This window comes from Roseovarius nanhaiticus, from assembly GCF_900156535.1.
Taxonomy (GTDB): domain Bacteria; phylum Pseudomonadota; class Alphaproteobacteria; order Rhodobacterales; family Rhodobacteraceae; genus Roseovarius; species Roseovarius nanhaiticus.
Window position 1 is genome coordinate 686,280 of record NZ_FTNV01000001.1, and the last position, 18,054, is coordinate 704,333.

Here is an 18,054-nt window from a genome sequence, read left to right on the forward strand (position 1 = left end):
CAGGCAGGGGCGGTGACAAATGCGGATGCGTAGTGCTTTGGTCGATTGGATCGTGCATCGTCGCGGCCTGCGCCGCTGGGCTCGTGCCGCACGGCGCGCACCCGAAATGCCCTTGGATGAGTTGAGGCGCGAACGGAGCAAGGCACGCAAGCTCTTGTTCTCACTTCATGAAATGACTGCCGTTGCAGAAAACCGGCTGGCCCTGCCAATGATTGGCTCCAACGCGTTCCCCAAACCTCACGGGACGGACTGGGCCTGGCGCCCCGCGCTTTGGAACCTGCCGCTGGCGTATCCCGGCATGTCCGCTGCGCCCACCAAGTCCAAGCTGGGCGACGAGCTGACATTGTTTCACGATTGCGCACGGTCCGAATTGACTTTGCGGCAGGTGCGCAACACGCGCGAGGCCGATCTGGCGCCTTATGGCCTGCGCATGGATGTCTTTGCCTTCGACGGCTCTTTTCTGTCGGTCGTGCTGGATCTGCCGCATGGTGCGGTGGACGGGCTGAAAAAGCGCCACCTTTTGCGTATGACGACGATCGTCGAGCTGGAAAAACCGCTCGAGATCTTTGCGCGGCTCAACATCAAGCATGGCCCCAACACTGAACAGATCGTGCGCGAATTGCCGCTGCACGAGGATGAGATCATCGTCGAATTCGACCTGGCCTATTCGGCGCTGAACGAGAAGCGGATCGAGCGGGCCTGGGTCGATCTGATCTTCGAGAACCCCGAGATGAGCCAGGTGATCTTGCGCGACCTCACCTTCAGCCGCCGCCCGCGGGCGGAATTCTGATCGGCCAAGCCGGAAAGGAAGCGATATGAGCGATCTGAAATTGATCAAGACCCGGCTTTTCGAGGGTGTCTGGGAGGGCCAGCTGACGCATGAGGGCGACGGCAATACCCAGCCCGACATCGAGGTGACGCATCTTGAGCGTCCGCTTGCCGGGGTTGAGGTGATCGAGAATGAGGAGGCGGGATATTGGGTGGTGCGCGTGCCCATCCCCGCCGAAGTGATCACCGACGGGATTCAGACCTTCCTTATCCGTGACAAGCGCGCGGATGTTGTGCTGAACAGCTTTGCGCTGATGTCGGGCGAGGCGCTGGGCTATGATATCCGGACCGAGATGACGCTCTTGCGCGAAGAGTTGGACATGCTGAAACGCGCGTTCCGCCGTCACTGCCTGGAGACCAGCTAGGATTTATTCATCGTCGGTGAACTCATGTGCGGTCAGACGGCGCGGCTCCTGCTCGACGCTGGCGGGGCGCTCGATCTTGTCCGACGTGGCGGCGACGACGCCCAGCTCCTCGAATTTGCGGGCCGAGGGCAGAACGCGCCCCTCCAGCGATCCCAGCGCCTTGTTGTAGTGATCGACCGACTGTCCGAGTGATCGGCCCACGCGTGCCAGATGATCGGCGAAGACGCGCAGGCGATCGTAGATTTCCTTGGCGGATTTCTGCACCTCCTCGGCATTCTCGGCCATCTTGTCCTGCTGCCAGCCATAGGCAATGGATTTGACCAGCGCCATCAGCGTGGCCGGCGTCGCGATCAGCACCTTGCGCTCGAACGCGTATTCGATCAGCTGCGGATCCGCCTCGGCGGCGGCGGACACGAAGGTCTCGCCCGGGATGAACATCACCACGAAATCCGGCGTGGCGCCCAGCGTGTCGTAATAGGCCTTGGACGACAGGTCATTTACGTGCTTGCGTACCTGCACCGCGTGCTGCTTGATGAAGACGCTTTGCTGCTCGGGTGTTTCGGCCTCCAGCGCATCCAGATAGGCCGAAAGCGGCGTTTTGGCGTCGATCACGATGCTCTTGCCGCCGGGGATATGTACGATGGCATCGGGGCGGCGGCGCCCCTCATCGGTGTCAAAGCTCTTCTCCAGATGGAAATCGACGCGTTCGGTCATGCCGGCCATCTCGAACACCTGCCGCAGCTGCATTTCACCCCAGCGCCCGCGCGTCTTGGGCGCGCGCAGAGCCTGCACCAGGCGGCGCGTCTCGGTGCCCAGATCGCGCTGCCCTTCGGCGAGGTTCAGCACTTGCTGCTTGATCGTCCCGTAGGCCTCATTGCGGGCCTTTTCGATCTCGGTCATGCGCGCGTCGAACTTGCCGAGCCGCTCGTCCAGCGGCTTGACCAGATCGCGGATCGCGGCATGGCGCTGGGTCAGATCGTGGTCGGCGGTTTCTTTGTGCTTCTGGAAGCGCTCGGTGACCATCGACAGGAACCGTTCGGAATTCTGCGTCAGCGCTCCCGAGGCCAGCGATTGAAAGCGGTCCTCGATCTCTTTGCGCATGGCCTGCATGTCGGCGATGCGCGCGTCATGTGTTTCTTGCTGGCTGGCGAGCTTCGTGCGCAGCTCGGCGGCCTTGACCTGCTCCTGATAGACTTCGGTCAAAAGACCCTCGGCGCGTTCTTCCAGCTCATGTGCGCGGGCGGCGACAGGCTCCAGCCGGGCAATCTCGGCCTGCAGCCGATGCGCATCTGTCTCGATGGCCTTGGCGCGCCGCGCTGCCGCTTGCGCGACCAACCCCAGAATGACGACCAGAGCGGCGGCGACTGCGGCGATACCCTGCCAGACGGCAATATCCCACGCCGCGATGATCTGCTGCACCTCTTCCATGCTCTTACCTTTGTGTTCGGCATTTGTTCCAGAATGGCAGAAACGTCCAGGACGCCGCAAGCTGCGATTGCATCAACTGCGCCCGAAAAGCCGCTCGATATCGCTCAGCTTCAGCGCGACGTAAGTGGGGCGCCCGTGATTGCACTGCCCGGACATGGGCGTGGCCTCCATCTCGCGCAGGAGGGCGTTCATCTCATCCGCCTGCATCCTGCGCCCCGAGCGGATGGAGCCATGGCAGGACATGCGGCTGAGGATCGCGTCGATGCGGGCGCGCAGCGTCTCGCTGCTGCCTTGGTCCGTCAACTCGTCCAGCACATCGCGGATGAGCGCCGCAGCGTCGACATGGCCCAAAAGGGCAGGCGTCTCTCGCACCGCAATCGCGCCGCCGCCGAAAGGCTCGATGCAGAGGCCGAGACTTGCCAGATCCTCGGCCGCGTCCATCAGGACCGCGCAATCGCCTTCGTTCAGTTCGACGATTTCGGGGATCAACAGAGCCTGTGCGGCGATTCCGTGCCCCTCCTGCTGGCGTTTCAGCCGCTCATAGACAAGGCGTTCATGCGCGGCGTGCTGATCGACGATGACGATGCCATCCTTGGTCTGGGCGATGATGTAATTCTCATGCACCTGCGCGCGCGCGGCGCCCAGCGGCGTGTCCACCGGCGCGCTTTGCTCTGGTGCCGGCTCGGCGCGGGCGCTGTAATCGCCCTGCATCTCGGCAAAGCCGGGCGCTTGCGCGGCATAACTGGCCGTGCGGGCCTGCGCAGAGGGGCGGTCCATCTGGTAAACGCGCGCGCCGGGTTGCTGGCCGCGCTCCTCGGGGCGAAACGCGCCCAGCGTGCCGGTGGCCACGGTGGAGGACGCGCGATGCCCCGCCTCGGCCAGCGCATGACGCAGGCCCGAGACGATCAGGCCGCGCACGGTGCCCGGATCCCGAAAGCGCACTTCGGATTTCGCGGGATGCACGTTCACATCCACCAGCGCCCCTTCACACTCGACAAAAAGCGCGGCGACGGGATGCCGATCCCGGCTGAGCACGTCCATATAGCCCGCGCGCAATGCGCCCAGCAGCATCCGGTCGCGCACCGGGCGGCCATTGACGAAGAGATACTGGGCAACGGCCGCGCCACGCGAGTAGGTGGGCAGGCCCGCGCAGCCGGTCAGGCGAAACCCTTCGCGCTCGGCGTCGATGCGCATGGAATTGTCCGCAAATTCGCTGCCGATGATTCGGGCAAGGCGGGCATGCAGCGCATCAAAGAGATCGCCGGTCTCGGCATCGGCGCGAAAGGTCAGCCGCCCATCGCCGCCGCCCGACACGTCGCGCAAGGTGAAGCTGATGGATGGCTCGGCCATCGCCAGCCGCTTGATCACATCGCCGATTGCCTGCGCTTCGGCCCGGTCGGTCCGCATGAATTTCAGCCGTGCGGGCGTGGCAAAGAAAAGATCGCGCAGCGTGATGACCGTGCCGCCATTCAGCGCGGCGGGGCGCACGGCGCCCATTTTGCCGCCCGTGACGCTGATCTCGGCGCCATCCTGCCCTGCCGCGCGCGAGGTGACGGTCAGGCGCCCGACAGCGCCGAGCGAGGCCAGCGCCTCGCCGCGAAAGCCGAAGCTGTGGATGTTCAGCAGATCGCTGCCGTCAATCTTGGACGTCGCGTGCCGTGCCAGTGCCAGCGGCAGATCATCCGGCGCCATGCCGCAGCCGTCATCCGTGACGCGGATCAGCGTCTTGCCCCCATCGGCGATCTCGACCGCGATGCGCGTCGCGCCCGCGTCGATGGCGTTCTCAACCAGCTCCTTGACCGCGGATGCGGGCCGTTCCACCACTTCGCCAGCGGCGATACGGTTGATCGCGGCCTCGTCCAGCTGGCGGATGATCGGGCCGGTTTGCGCAGGGCCAAGGCCGATATGGGGTGCGTGATGCGTCATGCCACAAGACCTAGCATGGCGTTCCTTGATTCGACCAGCGGCGCCGCGCGGGTGAAAAGCGGTAAAAATCAGCCGCCGCGGCGCATGATAGCTCTACATCCCGGGCGAACTGGTCTAGTCTGGCGCCAAGCAAAGGGGTAAAAGCTCCGCAATTCTGGCCGAGCAGGGCACGCATGAGCACATCAGGACCGCGCAAGCCACCCTTGGTGGCCGACAGGCGCAAACCCAAGACCAAGCCGAAACCGGCGGCCAAGCCGCGCAAAACGCGTGCGCGCAAGGCCCCGCGCCCGCCGCGCGGTGGCAACGTGGTGACGCGTGCCATCTTTGGCCTCTTGAGCTTGGTCTGGCGCGTGGTTTGGGGCATTGGCTGGCGTTTGGGTGCGATCGCGCTGATCATTGTTGGTATCGCCGTGGGCTATGTCTATACCACGCTGCCCGAGGCGTCGGCGCTGCTGGATGGCCGCGCACGCGGGTCGGTCACGCTGCTGGACCGCGACAGCGATGTATTCGCCTGGCGCGGCGATCAGTTTGGCGGTGCTGTCAACGCGGGCGCTGTCTCGTCCCATTTGCGCAACGCAGTCATCGCAACCGAGGATCGCCGGTTCTACTTGCATCCGGGCATCGACCCCATCGGCATCGCCAGCGCCATCCGCATCAACCTCAGCGAGGGGCGCGGGCCGCTCTCGGGCCATGGCGGCTCGACCCTGACGCAGCAGACGGCCAAGCTTTTGTGCCTCGGCAATGAATATGTCGAGGCCGAATGGGAAAGCCAGGCTGCCTACGAGGCCGATTGCCGCCGTGGATCGCTGGCCCGCAAGGGCAAGGAAGCGATCTATGCGTTGGCGATGGAGGCGAAATATACCAAGGAAGAGATCCTCTCGATCTATCTCAACCGCGCTTACATGGGCGGCGGCGCCTACGGGGCCGAGGCTGCGTCGCAGCGCTATTTCGGCAAGAGCGCGGCCCAGCTGAACCCCGCAGAGGGTGCGATGCTGGCCGGTCTTCTGACCGCCCCCTCGACGCTGGCGCCGACCAGTAATATTGCCCGCAGCCAGAACCGCGCCGCCACGGTCGTGCGCCTCATGCGCGAGCAGGACTATCTGACCGACAGCGAGGCCGCGCTGGCCCTCGCCACCCCGGCCGAGCTCTCGGAGGCGGCCGAGCGGCAGGCGGGCGGCTATTTCGCCGATTGGGTCATGTCGTCGGGCCCCGAATTCTTTACCCGCGACACGACCGAGGATGTGATCATCCGCACGACGCTGGATCAACGGATTCAGCGCGCCGCCGAGCAGGGGCTGCACGCCGTTCTGGATGAAAAGCTGCGCGACGGGTCCAAGGCGCAGGCCGCCGTGGTGGTGATGAGCGCCGACGGCGCCGTGCGCGCCATGGTGGGCGGGCGCCAGACCAAAGTCTCGGGCGCGTTCAACCGCGCGACGCAGGCCAACCGTCAGACCGGCAGCAGCTTCAAACCCTTCGTCTATGCCACAGCGCTCGAGCTGGGGTATTCCAGCCTCGATACCGTCGTAGACGAGCGCTATTGCCTCAATATCGCCGGTTCTGGTGAGTGGTGCCCCAGCAACTACACCAATCGCTTCCACGGGCGTGTGACGCTCGCCAAGGCGCTGGAGCAATCCTACAACATTCCCGCCGTGAAAGTTGCCGAGAGTGTCGGCCTCGATCTGGTGCGCAAGGTGGCCAGCGATTTCGGTATCGAGAGCGATCTGGCCGCTGGCCCCGCCCTCGCGCTGGGCGCGTCCGAAAGTACCCTGCTGGAGATGACGGGCGCCTTCGCAGGCATCCTGAATGGCGGCTCGTCCGTCACGCCTTACGGCCTCGTCGAGCTCAAGCTGCTGGGCCAGGATGAGGCGGTCATGGGCGCGGGCGGCGGCATCGGCGAGCGGGTGATCCGCGAAGAGGCCGCGCGCGAACTGACATGGATGATGAGCCGCGTGGTCGAATCGGGAACGGGTGCGCGCGCCAAGCTGCCGGGCCGCGAGGCCGCGGGCAAGACCGGCACGACGCAGGCGGCGCGCGATGCGTGGTTCCTGGGCTTTACCGCCGATTACGTCGCCGGTGTCTGGATGGGCTATGACGACAACACGCCGCTGACCGGCGTCACCGGCGGCGGCCTGCCCGCCGAGATCTGGCACGAGGTGATGACGCGCGTCCACGAAGGCATGCCGGCGACGCCGCTGCCGATGACGCAGCCGACACCGCCCGCGCCGCAGGTGTCGCAGGGTCAGACCTACGGTGGCCAGTCCTATCAGGGGCAAGGGGGCCAAGGGTATCAGGGCGATCAGGGCACCCAGACGGATCGTGGATGGCAAGGCAATCCCGTCCCGGCGCCGCGGGATAACCGCGAAGGGCCAATCACCAATATCCTGCGCCGTCTGCTGGGCGGTTGAACGGGGCATGAAAAAACGCGCGGCCCGATTGAGGACCGCGCGTTGAGAGCAGTTGAGTGCTTGCGCTTAGCCCGCCTGACGCAGATCCGCGATCAAGGCGTCAATATTGCCCTGGCGCCGGTCCAGCATCGAGCCGATCTCGGTCCGCTCGCTGATGCGCAGGCTGATGCCTTCGATCACCATGTCGAAAAACAGATCCCGCCCCGAGCGGCCTGAAACGAGGAAGCGCACATCAAAAGGGGCCTCGCCGCGCAGATCCACGCGGGCCTGCACCTCGTGCCACGATTTAACCGCTTTGACGCCGACCACTTCGATCCGGCCGCCGACAAACTCGTTGAAGCGTTTGCCGTATTTGCGCGCGATGTAGCCACGGAATGCCTCGGTATAGGCGGCCAGCTGAGCGGGGCTGGCGCGGTTGGCGTCGGCGCCCAAGGTGCTGCGCGCGATCAAGTCGACATCCGCATATTGGCGAAAAATGCTCTCGAAATCGCGGATCATGCCGCTGACGGGCTGACCCGAGGCGATGACGCGGTTGATCTCGGCCACTGCCTTGTCGACGAGGGCGCGCGCGCCCGCATCGGTGAGGGCCAGTGCGCCCTGCGGCAGGGCGGCGAAAGCCGCGGCGCCAAATCCGGTGGCGATCAGGCCGCGGCGGGTGAATTTATTGGTCATAGGGATCCTCGAAATCTGCGCTGACGGCGGTCCCGGCGGGGGCGCCGCCCGTGGTATCATACGGATCCAGCATGTCGCCGGTTCCACCGCCGCTGAGTTTAAAGCGACGATTTTGCAGGTAGAGTGACCGGGTCGCCGCGTAGCTGTCGGCACTCTCGTAAAGAACGGAATCGATGGCCCCGCTGTAGCGCGTGCGCGCGGTCATGCCTTTCGACACGCGAGTGCCAACGGCATAATAGCTCTCGGGATCCTGGATCCAGTAGCCCAGCGGATTGGTGAAGATATCGACAACCCGCCCGCCAACAGCGCGGCTGGTCGATGGCCCAATCAGCGGCAACTGCACATAAGGCCCCTCATGAACGCCCCAAGTATAGAGCGTCTGGCCGAAATCAGCATCGGTGCGCGCCGGCATGTTCAGCTCGGTCGCGACGTCGATCAGGCCGCCAAGACCGACGGTGGTATTGACTAGAAATCGGTAGAAATCCGATGTCAGTCCCACGCCGTTGCCCTGCAGGGCCGAATTGACCATCGCGCCGGGCAGCGAAAGGTTTGTCGCAAAATTGCTGATCCCGGTCTCGGCAACGTCCGGCATAACGGCGCTATAGCCGGTCGACACGGGCCGGAGCACGGCGCGGTCCAGCTTCTTGTTGCGCTCGTGATTGATGCGATTCGACTGCTCATACGGATCATACGGCGCGCCGCGCGTCACCGCCGGATCGGGCTGGTGCCCACAAGCGGCGACAAGGGCCAAAAGAGCGGTCGCAATGGCGCAGCGGGAGGCTATCGAATAAGAAATGCGGGTCACCGGGTCACTTTCAAGGCTCGTTGCGGGCAAAAAGAATAAACGGCATTTAGGGTAAGATGGTGTCTTGGGCATGGGGCAGGTAGCCGATTGACGCAGATGCGTTGCACAAATACGACGCAAGTTCGCGTAGTGCGGCAACATCCCCAAGACCGCGAGTTACAATTTTAACGCCGTTCTTGCAAGCGGCGCGGTCCTCAGGCTCCGGGGTGAGCGGGCGGGCGCGCCAGGCGTTTTTGCCGTTTTAATCCCATGCGCACGGCGTTAGCTTGCGCCAAATCATCAGCGCGAAGGACGAGGCACATGAGCAAATTTGAAACCAAGCTGGCAGAGATGGGTGTTACCCTGCCTGACGCACCGGCCCCTGCGGCAAATTACGTGCCTTACGTGCAGGTCGGCGACATTCTTTATGTGTCGGGCCAGATCTCGCGCGATGAAAGCGGCCTGCTGACAGGCAAGCTGGGTGATGATCTGGATGTCGCCGCCGGTGCGCATGCGGCGCGGAGCTGTGCCATCGCGCTTCTGGCGCAGGTAAAGGCGGCCTGTGGCGGCGATCTGGACCGGCTGGTGCGCGTGGTCAAACTGGGCGGTTTCGTCAACTCGACCCCCGATTTCACCGAGCAGCCGCAGGTAATCAACGGCGCCTCGGACTTCATCGGCGAGGCGCTTGGCGATGCGGGCAAGCACGCGCGCGCCGCGGTCTCGGCGGCCTCTCTGCCGCTGGGTGTGGCCGTGGAAATCGAAGGCGTTTTCCAGATCAAATGATCCGGCTCGACCCGGCCTTTCTGGCCGTTCCTCTGGCGCATCGCGCGCTGCATCGCCCCGGCTCGGAGCGGCTTGAAAACTCGCGCGCGGCGATTCGCGCCACGATGGAGCATGGCTACGGCATCGAGATCGACGTGCAGATGTCGTCCGACGGTGTCGCCATGGTGTTCCACGATGACAACCTGGATCGCCTCACGAACGGCGCCGGACCGGTCCGCGCGCATAGCGCGGCGGGCCTCGCCGGTATCACGCTGAACGGCACCGATGAGGGCATTCCGACCTTGGCCGAGGTGCTGGCGCTCGTCGCCGGGCGCGTGCCGCTGCTGATTGAGGTCAAGGATCAGCACGGCCAGATGGGTGAGACGAACGGCATGCTGGAAGAGGCTGTGGTGCGCGACCTGGCGGGCTATGAAGGCGCGGTCGCGCTCATGTCCTTCAATCCTCATAGCGTGATCTGGCTGGCGAAACTTGCGCCGACGATCCCGCGCGGTATCGTCACTTGCGATTACGCGCCCGATCATTGCCCCGAGCTGACGCCCCAGATCCGCGACCGCCTGCGCGCAATCCCCGATATGGAGGCCGCGCGCGCCAGTTTCATCAGTCACCAATGGGACGATCTGGATCGCCCCCGCGTGGCCGAGTTGAAAGCGGCGGGCGCCGATATCCTTTGCTGGACCATTCGCAGCCAGGAGGCGGCAAAGACCGCCGGGCGCATCGCGCAGAATATCACCTTCGAGGGGTATCTGCCCGCCTTGCCCGCTTGAATTTCGGCGCGCCGGGCACAGGTTAGGGCGTGGGCAGCAGGGCGGATCCGGCATGACGGCACAGGGCGAAATCACCATCCGCGCGCATGGCGATCTGGGCGGGATCGACGCCGCCGCTTGGGATGCATGCGCCTGCCCCGAGGCGGGGGATGGCGCGCGTCCGAATGATCCCTTTACCACCTATCGTTTCCTCAAGGCTTTGGAGGATAGCGGCTCGGTCGGGCCAGGCACCGGCTGGCAGGCGCAATACCTGACCGCCGAGCAGGATGGCCAGATCATCGCTTGCGCGCCGCTCTATGCCAAGTCGCACAGCCAGGGCGAATATGTTTTCGACCACGGCTGGGCCGAGGCCTATCACCGCGCGGGCGGGCGCTATTACCCGAAATTGCAGATCGCGGCGCCCTTTACCCCGGCCACGGGCCGCCGGTTTTTGACCCGTCCCGGCTTTGAGGATGTGGGGCGGGCGGCGCTGATTCAGGGCGCGGTGCAGATCGGCGAGCAGAACAACCTGTCGTCTTTGCACGTCACCTTCTGCACCGAGGCCGAAGCGCAGGCGGGCGCCGAGATGGGCCTGATGCGGCGCACGGGGCAGCAGTTTCACTGGCACGACGAAGGCTTCGGCGATTTCGCCGGGTTTCTCGCCGCGCTGAGTGCGCGCAAGCGCAAGAATATCCGCAAGGAGAGACGCACGGCACAGGATTTTGGCGGCGAGATCGTGCAGCTGACGGGAGGCCAGATCGAGCCACATCACTGGGACGCGATCTGGGAATTCTACCAAGATACCGGCGCGCGCAAATGGGGCACGCCCTACCTGACGCGCGCATTTTTCGAGATCGCGCATGAGACGCTGCGGGACGACATATTGCTCATCCTGGCAATGGACGGCGACACGCCCGTCGCGGGTGCCGTGAACTTCATCGGCGCGTCGGCGTTATATGGCCGCTACTGGGGCTGCACCGAGGACCACCCGTGTCTGCATTTCGAGTTGTGCTATTATCAGGCCATCGACTTTGCGCTGGCCCATGGCCTCAGCCGCGTCGAGGCAGGTGCGCAGGGCGAGCACAAGCTGGCGCGCGGGTATCTGCCGGTGGCGACCCATTCGTTGCATTGGATCCGGGATCCCGGCTTTGCCGAGGCGGTGGCTCAGTACCTGCGGGCCGAGGGCGCGGCAGTGGAAGAAGACATTGAGGTTCTGACGTCCTACGGGCCGTTCAGAAAGGAACAGAAGGAAGACCAGGAATGACCGAGAAACTCAGCGACACAGCCCGCACCACGATGATCGAGCCGCTGCTGAAGGACGGCTGGAGCATGGTCGACGGACGCGATGCCATCACCAAGGACTTCAAGTTCTCGGATTTCGCCGATGCGCTGGGCTGGATGGTCCGCGCGGGCGTCTGGGCCGAGAAATGGAATCACCACCCCGAGTGGAGCAATGTCTACAACACCGTCACCGTGACGCTGACGACGCATGACGTGGACGGGCTGAGCACGCTGGATGCCAAGCTGGCGCGCAAGATGGATATACTGGCCAGCTGAGGCCGCAGCCTCCGTGATATCGAATTGATCTGTGTCAAATATAAATGACACCAAATGTGTAAGCCTAGATTTACACATTTGGAGGTCAGCATGCGCATTCTCTTCGTTCATCCGAATTATCGGTCCGGCGGCGCTGAGATCGCCGGCACTTGGCCACCCGCCTGGGTCGCCTACCTGACCGGTCATCTGCGGCAGGCGGGTTTCGACGAAGTGCATTTCATCGATGCGATGACCGATGGTTTGACGGATGCCGATCTGGCCAGACAGATCGAGGCCTTCGCGCCCGATGTCGTGGGCGTCACCGCCATTACCCCGTCGATCTATCGCGCCGAAGACGTGTTGAAGATTGCCCGCGATGTCGCGCCGAACGCCGTCCGGGTCATGGGCGGCGTGCATGCCACCTTCATGTACAAGCAGGTTCTGAGCGAGGCGCCCTGGATCGACGTGATCGTGCGCGGCGAGGGCGAAGAGGTCTGCACGGAGCTCATGCTTGCGATCGAGGATGGCCGCTTTCCCGCGGACCGGCACAAGATCAAGGGCCTCGCCTTTCTCGATGACGGCAAGATCGTCGCGACGCAGGCGGCCTCGACGGTCAAAGACCTCAGCAAGATCAAGCCGGACTGGACCGTTCTGGAATGGTCGAAATACATCTACATCCCGCTTGGCACGCGCGTTGCGATCCCCAACCTCGCGCGCGGCTGCCCCTTCACCTGCTCATTTTGCAGTCAGTGGAAATTCTGGCGCGATTACCGCGTGCGCGAGCCGAAGGACGTCGTCGACGAGATCGAGGATCTAGTCGACAATCACGGTGTCGGGTTCTTCATCCTCGCTGACGAAGAGCCGACCATCAACAAGAAGAAATTTGTCGCCTTCTGCCAGGAATTGATCGACCGCGGCCTTCCGAAACGCGTGAAATGGGGCATCAACACGCGGGTGACGGATATCTACCGCGACCGTGATCTGCTGAAATTCTACCGCGAGGCGGGTCTTGTGCATGTCAGTCTCGGCACCGAGGCGGCGGCGCAGATGAAGCTGGATGTCTTCAACAAGGAAACCAAGGTCGAAGAGAACAAGACCGCCATTCGCCTACTGCGCGAGGCCGATATCCTGGTCGAGGCGCAATTCATCGTCGGGCTGGACAATGAGACACCCGAGACGCTGGAAGAGACCTTTCGCATGGCGTGGGACTGGCAGCCGGATCTGGCCAACTGGGCGATGTATACGCCTTGGCCCTTCACGCCGCTCTTTCAGGAGCTGAAGGATCAGGTCGAGATCTTCGACTTCTCGAAATACAACTTCGTCACGCCCATCATGAAGCCCGCCGCGATGGAGCGTGGCGAGCTCTTGGACGGCGTGATGAACAACTACCGCCGCTTCTACAGTCGCAAGGCGCTGTTCCATTACCCATGGCGCGGCACCGGGTTTCGCCGGCGCTACCTGCTGGGCTGCCTCTACGCCTTTCTAAAGGCCGGCTATCAGCGCACCTTCTACGATCTGGGCAAGGCCGGGTATTGGGGGCCGCAAAGCAGGAAGTCCGTCGATTTCCACTTTGATGAGACCCGCCAGCTTGCCGAGGCGCAGATGGAGGATTGGGACGCGTCCGCCGACAAGGCCGCCCGCGCGGCCGAGCGCCGCGAAGCTTTGCGCGCCCAAGGCAAGGCACGTGCGATAACGCGCTCCGAGGGCTTCAAGATGCCCAACGGCGCCGAGGTCAAGATCTGTGGCGGCGGCGACCGGCAGATGGACGATGCTTGAGGGGACGGAGCGCGCGCCGGGGCTGATCGGGCCAAATGCGGTTCTGCAGCTTCTGCCCGTGCTCGACCGTCTGGGTGGTCCGGAGCGGCGGGCCAGTACACTCGCCGCCGCCGGGATCTTTGAGGTGCCGGATGGCAGCCGCATGATCCCCGAAAGAGATGCGGCGCGCCTGCATCACCAGCTGCGCCGAGAGGAGCCGGAGCTTGCCCCAGCCCTGACCGCACATGCGGGTGTCGAAACGGCGCAATACATTCTGCGCCACCGTATCCCGCCCGCTGCGCAAACCCTGCTCAAGGCCCTGCCGAAAAGGCTTGCCGCGCGCCTTCTGTCGCGCGCCATTGCCGGACATGCGTGGACCTTCGTCGGCTCGGGGCAGTTGCAGGTCGTCGATGCGTGGACCTTCGAGATCGTGGACAATCCCCTGATCCGGGGCGAGGTCAGCGACGCGTGCCTTTGCAACTGGCATGCCAGCGTGTTTGCGCAGCTCTACCGCACGTTGGTCGCGCCGGACGCGACCTGCACCGAGACGCGCTGCGGCGCGCAGCCGGGCGGCGACTGCTGCCGTTTCGAGCTGAGCGCCTGAGCGCGCAGCCATAACGCAAAACGCCCGGCCGCATGTCGCGCGCCGGGCGTTTCCAAAATCAAGCCAGCCGCCGGATCACATCGCGTCCAGCAGACCCTCGCCCGCGGACACGTCGCACAGGCCGGGGTTCTCTTCCTCGTTCAGGACCGTGATGGTGCCGTCCTCGACCACCATCGCGTAACGCTTGGAACGCGCGATCAAGCCTGCATCCTCATTGGTGAAATCCATGCCCATGGCTTGGGTGAATTTCGACATCGGATCGCCCAGCATGGTGATGCCCGCCGCCGTGGCGCCGGTGACCTCGCCCCATGCGCCCGTGACGAACGGGTCGTTGACGGTGACGCAGATGATTTCATCCACACCCTTTGCGTCGAATTGATCCTTGGTGCGCACGAAGCTGGGCACATGCGCGTTGTGGCACACGCCGGTAAAGGCGCCCGGCACCGCAAAGATGACGACCTTGCGCCCTGCGGTCAGAGCGGCCAGATCAACTGCCTCGGGGCCGTTTTCGCCCATGCGCGTCAGGGTTGCCGAAGGGATCTTGTCGCCGGTGGAAATGCTCATAATGGGGTCCTTGCCTAAAGTTTGCGCTGTGATACCCAAGCGATATAGGCTGCGCGGCGGTGAAGCCATGGGAAAAAGATCGGAAGAGCGTTGATGTCGGATATCGTCGTGGTTGGGGCCGGGCAGGCCGGTGCATCCTTGGTCGCGCGCCTGCGCAAAGGCGGCTTTGAAGGCCGCATTACCCTGATCGGCGAAGAAACCGCGCCGCCTTACCAGCGCCCGCCGCTGTCCAAGGCATATCTCATGGGCGATCTGGAGCTGGAGCGCCTGTATCTGCGGCCCCTGCAATTCTACGAAGAAACGGGCGTAGATCTGCGCCTCGGCGCGCATGTTGAGGCGATAGACCGCGAGGCGCGCAGGGTGCGCGTGGGCGGCCAGGATGTGCCCTACGACACGCTCGTGCTGACCACAGGCTCCGCGCCAAGGCGCCTGCCCGCCGCCATCGGAGGCAATCTGGACGGGGTGCATGTGGTGCGCGGCCTCGCCGATGCCGATGCCATGGCGCCGCGTTTTGCCGAAGGCGCGCGCGTGCTGATCGTGGGCGGCGGTTATATCGGGCTCGAGGCGGCGGCTGTCGCGGCCAAGCGGGGGCTGAAGGTCACGCTGGTCGAGATGTCAGAGCGCATCCTGCAACGCGTCGCCGCGCCCGAGACATCTGATTTCTTCCGCGATCTGCATAGCGCCCATGGCGTCGATATCCGTGAGGGAGTCGGCCTCGAGCGCCTGTTGGGCGAGGGCCGTGTGACCGGCGCGCGGCTGAGCGACGGAAGCGAGCTGGACGTCGACTTCGTCATCGTCGGAGTGGGTATCGCGCCCGGCACCGCGCTGGCCGAGGAGGCTGGCCTGACCATCGACAACGGGATCGCGGTGGATGCCGAGGGCCGCACCAGCGATCCGGCGATCTGGGCTGCAGGCGATTGCGCGTCCTTCCCCTATCGCGGCGCGCGTCTGCGTCTGGAAAGCGTGCCGAACGCCATCGACATGGCAGAATGCGTGGCTGACAACATTCTGGGTGCGGGGCACGCCTATGTCCCCCAGCCTTGGTTCTGGTCCGATCAGTATGACGTCAAACTCCAGATTGCGGGCCTCAGCGCCGGATATGACCGGATCGTCACCCGCCCTGCGACCGGCGCGCATGCTGCGTCCTTCTGGTATTTCCAAGGAAGCAAGTTGCTGGCCGTCGATGCCATGAACGAGCCGCGCGCCTACATGGTCGGCAAGCGTCTGATCGACGCCGGCCGCTCGCCCGCGCCTGAGGCGGTGGCCGACCCGAAGGTCGAGCTGAAGTCGCTGCTGGCGTGAGGATCATCGCGGGCAGCGCGCGAGGGCGCAAATTGGCGGATCTGGGGCAGGGGGATGCGGCGGCGCAGCTGCGCCCCACTTCGGACCGGGTACGCGAGAGTCTCTTCAACATGCTGGCCAGCCTTGGCGCGATCGAGGGCGCCGATGTGCTGGACCTCTTTGCCGGAACCGGTGCGCTGGGTCTCGAGGCATTGTCGCGCGGCGCGGCCTCGGCCCGTTTTGTCGAGAATGGACGCGCCGCGCTGGGTCTCTTGCAAGAGAATATCGGCCTGACCAAGGCCGCACCCCGCGCCAGGGTGCTGCGCCGCGACGCCTGCGCGCTGGGCGCGGTCGAAGGCGCCCCGGCGGATCTCGTCTTTCTGGATCCGCCCTATGCGCGTCGGCTGGGGGAGGCGGCACTCGCTTCGGCGCTGGCGGGCGGCTGGATCGCGCCCGGCGCGTTGATTGTCTGGGAGGAGAGCGCGCCAGTCATCCCGCCCAAGGGCATGGGGCAAAAGGACCGGCGCAAATACGGCGACACGCAGATCACATTGCTGGAGTGGCGCGGCTAGGCAGAGCGGCCTATTCGGCCAACTCGCGCCCCTCGACCAGCTCGAATGGATAGGTCTGGCCGTCCACCTCCCAAGCCAAACCGCGGTCGGTACGCAAAACCGAATAGGCGGTCCAGCCGACGGCGGCCCAGAAACTTTCGAATTGGCCGGTCTCTGGATTGACGCGCCATTTGCCGACCAGCGCATCGCCGTCTGCCGGGTCGTAGATCGTCGTGCCGTTGGGGCCAAAATAGGACTTGTAGGGAACGCCGTCCCAAACCCCTGCGGCGGTGTTTCCGGTCAGCAGGTTTTCGACCTCCTCCGCGCTCATCACGGCCTCTTGCGCGGGCAGGGCCGCACCCATCGGCACAAGTGCAAGCGCCAGCGCGGCAGTTATGATTTGGCGACGAAACATGGCAGCGAATCCTCATCTGGCAATGCGGCGGGTGGCAATGCCGCAATCGAGTTGAGGTAAAAGTAGCACAATTTCCGAGCTATTCAACGCACGCAAGGATTGAACGCGCGATGCATCACGCGCCGGGCCGGATCAGGATCGCCCTGAAATCGTTGACATTCGTCAGCGTGGGCCCGGTAATCACCTGCCCACCAACAGCGGCGAAGAAGCGGTGCGCATCGTTCTGCGCCAGCGCCTTCTCGGGGCAGACGCCGGCTTGCTGCGCGGCCTGCAACGTGCCGGGACCGATGATTGCGCCCGCCACTTCGGCGGCACCGTCGACCCCGTCGGTATCGCAGGCGATGGCGTAGATGCCCGGCGCGCCCTTAAGCGCGATGGCAAGCGCCAGCGCATATTCCGCGTTCGGCCCGCCGACGCCGTCTCCGCGCCGCGTGACGGTCAATTCGCCTCCGGACAGTATCAGGATGGGCCTGTCGCCGGAGGCGAGCGCGCATTGTGCCTCAATCGCTAATCTGGCGTGGTTCAGAGCGACCTCACGCGCCTCGCCCTCGATATCGTCACCGAGGATCTGCACGTCCAGACCTTCTGCCTCGGCCATTGCTGCGGCGGCAGCAAGCGAGTGCGACGGCGCGGCGAAGACGATGTTTTCGGTCCGGGCGAGGCGTGGATCATCAGGCTCCAAGGCATAACGCGGCCCTGCCAGCACCGCCTGTGCGGACGCGGGCATTTTTATGCCATGCTCTTCAAGGATGGCGCGCGCGGCGTCCGGTGCGCTCGGCTCGCCCACCGTCGGCCCTGATCCGATCACCGCCGGATCATCCCCCGGCACGTCCGATATCATCAGCGCCAGCATGCGCGCGGGATAGGCCGCCGCCGCCAGACCGCCGCCCTTCACCCGGCTCAGATGCTTGCGCACCGCATTCATCCTGCCGATGGGCGCGCCCGAGGCCAGAAGCGCCTCATTGATGGCCTGCTTTTCCGCCAGTGTGATATTGCCTGCAGGCGCGATGAGCAGCGATGAGGCCCCGCCGGAAATGAGGGCCAGTACAAAATCCTCCGGGCCCAACCCCTCCAGCAGATCCAGCATGCGCGCGGTCGCCTCTACCCCGGCCTCGTCGGGCACGGGATGCGCGGCCAGCGCGATCTCGATCCCCGCACACGGGCGGCCATAGCCGTAGCGCGTGATCACCAGACCCTCGCAGGGCCCCCATTGCGCCTCGACCGCCTCGGCCATCCGGGCCGAGGCCTTGCCCGCGCCGACCACCACCACCCGGCCTGCCGGGCGGGGCGGCAGATGGGCGGGAAGGCTCTGCATCGGATCGGCCACGGCCACGGCGCGGTCGAACAGGCGGCGCAGCAGCGCCTCGGGGGTTTCGGTCATCAAGGGGCCTTTCGCCGCATCATCCGCCGTGAT

The 18,054-nt window shown here is 64.7% G+C and carries 18 protein-coding genes; 11 read left to right on the top strand and 7 right to left on the bottom strand.

The genetic code is table 11. The features are described 5' to 3' along the window. Positions 1–19 precede the first annotated feature (19 nt). Both BW975_RS03295 and BW975_RS03300 read left to right on the top strand, forming a co-directional pair. On the top strand, positions 20–790 hold the full coding sequence (locus tag BW975_RS03295; protein WP_076530943.1) for a DUF6478 family protein: 771 nt from the start codon (positions 20–22) through the stop codon (positions 788–790). A 25-nt stretch (positions 791–815) separates the two neighbouring features. After that, the gene (locus tag BW975_RS03300; protein WP_076530945.1) at positions 816–1,193 is read left to right on the top strand and encodes a hypothetical protein; all 378 of its coding nucleotides are present in this window, start codon (positions 816–818) and stop codon (positions 1,191–1,193) included. Between the two features lie 3 nt (positions 1,194–1,196). Here the strand turns inward: BW975_RS03300 and BW975_RS03305 are convergent, their stop codons facing one another. Then, complete coding sequence (locus tag BW975_RS03305; RefSeq protein ID WP_076530947.1) at positions 1,197–2,621, bottom strand: DNA recombination protein RmuC; 1,425 nt, start codon at positions 2,619–2,621, stop codon at positions 1,197–1,199. A gap of 72 nt (positions 2,622–2,693) precedes the next feature. Then, on the bottom strand, positions 2,694–4,547 hold the full coding sequence (gene mutL, locus BW975_RS03310) for a DNA mismatch repair endonuclease MutL (protein WP_076530948.1): 1,854 nt from the start codon (positions 4,545–4,547) through the stop codon (positions 2,694–2,696). Positions 4,548–4,720: 173 nt separating this feature from the next. Between mutL and BW975_RS03315 the strand changes: the two genes are divergently transcribed. Further along, on the top strand, positions 4,721–6,952 hold the full coding sequence (locus tag BW975_RS03315; protein WP_092746207.1) for a transglycosylase domain-containing protein: 2,232 nt from the start codon (positions 4,721–4,723) through the stop codon (positions 6,950–6,952). 66 nt (positions 6,953–7,018) lie between these two features. Here BW975_RS03315 and BW975_RS03320 read toward each other — a convergent pair whose 3' ends face one another. Then, positions 7,019–7,624, bottom strand: a complete 606-nt coding sequence (locus BW975_RS03320; RefSeq protein ID WP_170846556.1) for an MlaC/ttg2D family ABC transporter substrate-binding protein — start codon at positions 7,622–7,624, stop codon at positions 7,019–7,021. Beyond that, complete coding sequence (locus BW975_RS03325; RefSeq protein ID WP_244512531.1) at positions 7,614–8,429, bottom strand: MlaA family lipoprotein; 816 nt, start codon at positions 8,427–8,429, stop codon at positions 7,614–7,616. Before BW975_RS03325 ends, BW975_RS03320 begins: the two co-directional genes overlap by 11 nt. 300 nt (positions 8,430–8,729) lie before the next feature. Between BW975_RS03325 and BW975_RS03330 the strand changes: the two genes are divergently transcribed. The 6 genes from BW975_RS03330 to bchJ all read left to right on the top strand — a co-directional run bounded on the left by BW975_RS03330 (position 8,730) and on the right by bchJ (position 13,829). Beyond that, a complete protein-coding gene (locus tag BW975_RS03330; RefSeq protein ID WP_076530950.1) occupies positions 8,730–9,191 on the top strand; it encodes a RidA family protein in 462 nt (153 codons plus the stop codon). Beyond that, on the top strand, positions 9,188–9,955 hold the full coding sequence (locus BW975_RS03335) for a glycerophosphodiester phosphodiesterase family protein (protein WP_076530951.1): 768 nt from the start codon (positions 9,188–9,190) through the stop codon (positions 9,953–9,955). Before BW975_RS03330 ends, BW975_RS03335 begins: the two co-directional genes overlap by 4 nt. Before the next feature lie 52 nt (positions 9,956–10,007). After that, the gene (locus BW975_RS03340) at positions 10,008–11,198 is read left to right on the top strand and encodes a GNAT family N-acetyltransferase (protein WP_076530953.1); all 1,191 of its coding nucleotides are present in this window, start codon (positions 10,008–10,010) and stop codon (positions 11,196–11,198) included. Then, positions 11,195–11,491: a 4a-hydroxytetrahydrobiopterin dehydratase gene (locus BW975_RS03345; RefSeq protein WP_076530955.1), complete on the top strand. Its 297-nt coding sequence runs from the start codon at positions 11,195–11,197 to the stop codon at positions 11,489–11,491. Before BW975_RS03340 ends, BW975_RS03345 begins: the two co-directional genes overlap by 4 nt. Positions 11,492–11,581: 90 nt before the next feature. After that, positions 11,582–13,246, top strand: a complete 1,665-nt coding sequence (gene bchE, locus BW975_RS03350; RefSeq protein ID WP_076533347.1) for a magnesium-protoporphyrin IX monomethyl ester anaerobic oxidative cyclase — start codon at positions 11,582–11,584, stop codon at positions 13,244–13,246. Then, entirely contained in the window at positions 13,239–13,829 is a 591-nt protein-coding gene (bchJ, locus tag BW975_RS03355; RefSeq protein WP_076530957.1) for a bacteriochlorophyll 4-vinyl reductase, read from the top strand. Before bchE ends, bchJ begins: the two co-directional genes overlap by 8 nt. 75 nt (positions 13,830–13,904) lie before the next feature. Here bchJ and BW975_RS03360 read toward each other — a convergent pair whose 3' ends face one another. Then, the gene (locus tag BW975_RS03360) at positions 13,905–14,393 is read right to left on the bottom strand and encodes a peroxiredoxin (protein ID WP_076530959.1); all 489 of its coding nucleotides are present in this window, start codon (positions 14,391–14,393) and stop codon (positions 13,905–13,907) included. Positions 14,394–14,486: 93 nt separating this feature from the next. Between BW975_RS03360 and BW975_RS03365 the strand changes: the two genes are divergently transcribed. Both BW975_RS03365 and rsmD read left to right on the top strand, forming a co-directional pair. Beyond that, complete coding sequence (locus BW975_RS03365; RefSeq protein WP_076530961.1) at positions 14,487–15,695, top strand: NAD(P)/FAD-dependent oxidoreductase; 1,209 nt, start codon at positions 14,487–14,489, stop codon at positions 15,693–15,695. Further along, positions 15,692–16,246, top strand: coding sequence for a 16S rRNA (guanine(966)-N(2))-methyltransferase RsmD (gene rsmD, locus BW975_RS03370; RefSeq protein WP_076530962.1), 555 nt, complete (start codon positions 15,692–15,694; stop codon positions 16,244–16,246). The genes BW975_RS03365 and rsmD overlap by 4 nt, the downstream gene beginning before the upstream one ends. A gap of 10 nt (positions 16,247–16,256) precedes the next feature. Here rsmD and BW975_RS03375 read toward each other — a convergent pair whose 3' ends face one another. Together BW975_RS03375 and BW975_RS03380 are read right to left on the bottom strand one after the other, a co-directional pair. Next, positions 16,257–16,640, bottom strand: a complete 384-nt coding sequence (locus tag BW975_RS03375; protein ID WP_076530964.1) for a hypothetical protein — start codon at positions 16,638–16,640, stop codon at positions 16,257–16,259. Positions 16,641–16,755: 115 nt separating this feature from the next. After that, positions 16,756–18,021: a glycerate kinase type-2 family protein gene (locus tag BW975_RS03380; protein ID WP_076533349.1), complete on the bottom strand. Its 1,266-nt coding sequence runs from the start codon at positions 18,019–18,021 to the stop codon at positions 16,756–16,758. Between the last annotated feature and the right edge of the window lie 33 nt (positions 18,022–18,054).

Bases quoted from the DNA above. Each gene is read 5' to 3' on its own strand.
- BW975_RS03300 (WP_076530945.1), top strand. From the start codon at position 816: ATGAGCGATCTGAAATTGATCAAGACCCGGCTTTTCGAGGGTGTCTGG.
- BW975_RS03345 (WP_076530955.1), top strand. From the start codon at position 11,195: ATGACCGAGAAACTCAGCGACACAGCCCGCACCACGATGATCGAGCCG.
- BW975_RS03295 (WP_076530943.1), top strand. From the start codon at position 20: ATGCGGATGCGTAGTGCTTTGGTCGATTGGATCGTGCATCGTCGCGGC.
- BW975_RS03375 (WP_076530964.1), bottom strand. From the start codon at position 16,640: ATGTTTCGTCGCCAAATCATAACTGCCGCGCTGGCGCTTGCACTTGTG.
- BW975_RS03340 (WP_076530953.1), top strand. From the start codon at position 10,008: ATGACGGCACAGGGCGAAATCACCATCCGCGCGCATGGCGATCTGGGC.
- BW975_RS03315 (WP_092746207.1), top strand. From the start codon at position 4,721: ATGAGCACATCAGGACCGCGCAAGCCACCCTTGGTGGCCGACAGGCGC.
- BW975_RS03305 (WP_076530947.1), bottom strand. From the start codon at position 2,621: ATGGAAGAGGTGCAGCAGATCATCGCGGCGTGGGATATTGCCGTCTGG.
- BW975_RS03335 (WP_076530951.1), top strand. From the start codon at position 9,188: ATGATCCGGCTCGACCCGGCCTTTCTGGCCGTTCCTCTGGCGCATCGC.
- mutL (WP_076530948.1), bottom strand. From the start codon at position 4,547: ATGACGCATCACGCACCCCATATCGGCCTTGGCCCTGCGCAAACCGGC.
- BW975_RS03380 (WP_076533349.1), bottom strand. From the start codon at position 18,021: ATGACCGAAACCCCCGAGGCGCTGCTGCGCCGCCTGTTCGACCGCGCC.
- BW975_RS03320 (WP_170846556.1), bottom strand. From the start codon at position 7,624: ATGACCAATAAATTCACCCGCCGCGGCCTGATCGCCACCGGATTTGGC.
- BW975_RS03330 (WP_076530950.1), top strand. From the start codon at position 8,730: ATGAGCAAATTTGAAACCAAGCTGGCAGAGATGGGTGTTACCCTGCCT.
- bchJ (WP_076530957.1), top strand. From the start codon at position 13,239: ATGCTTGAGGGGACGGAGCGCGCGCCGGGGCTGATCGGGCCAAATGCG.
- bchE (WP_076533347.1), top strand. From the start codon at position 11,582: ATGCGCATTCTCTTCGTTCATCCGAATTATCGGTCCGGCGGCGCTGAG.
- BW975_RS03365 (WP_076530961.1), top strand. From the start codon at position 14,487: ATGTCGGATATCGTCGTGGTTGGGGCCGGGCAGGCCGGTGCATCCTTG.
- BW975_RS03360 (WP_076530959.1), bottom strand. From the start codon at position 14,393: ATGAGCATTTCCACCGGCGACAAGATCCCTTCGGCAACCCTGACGCGC.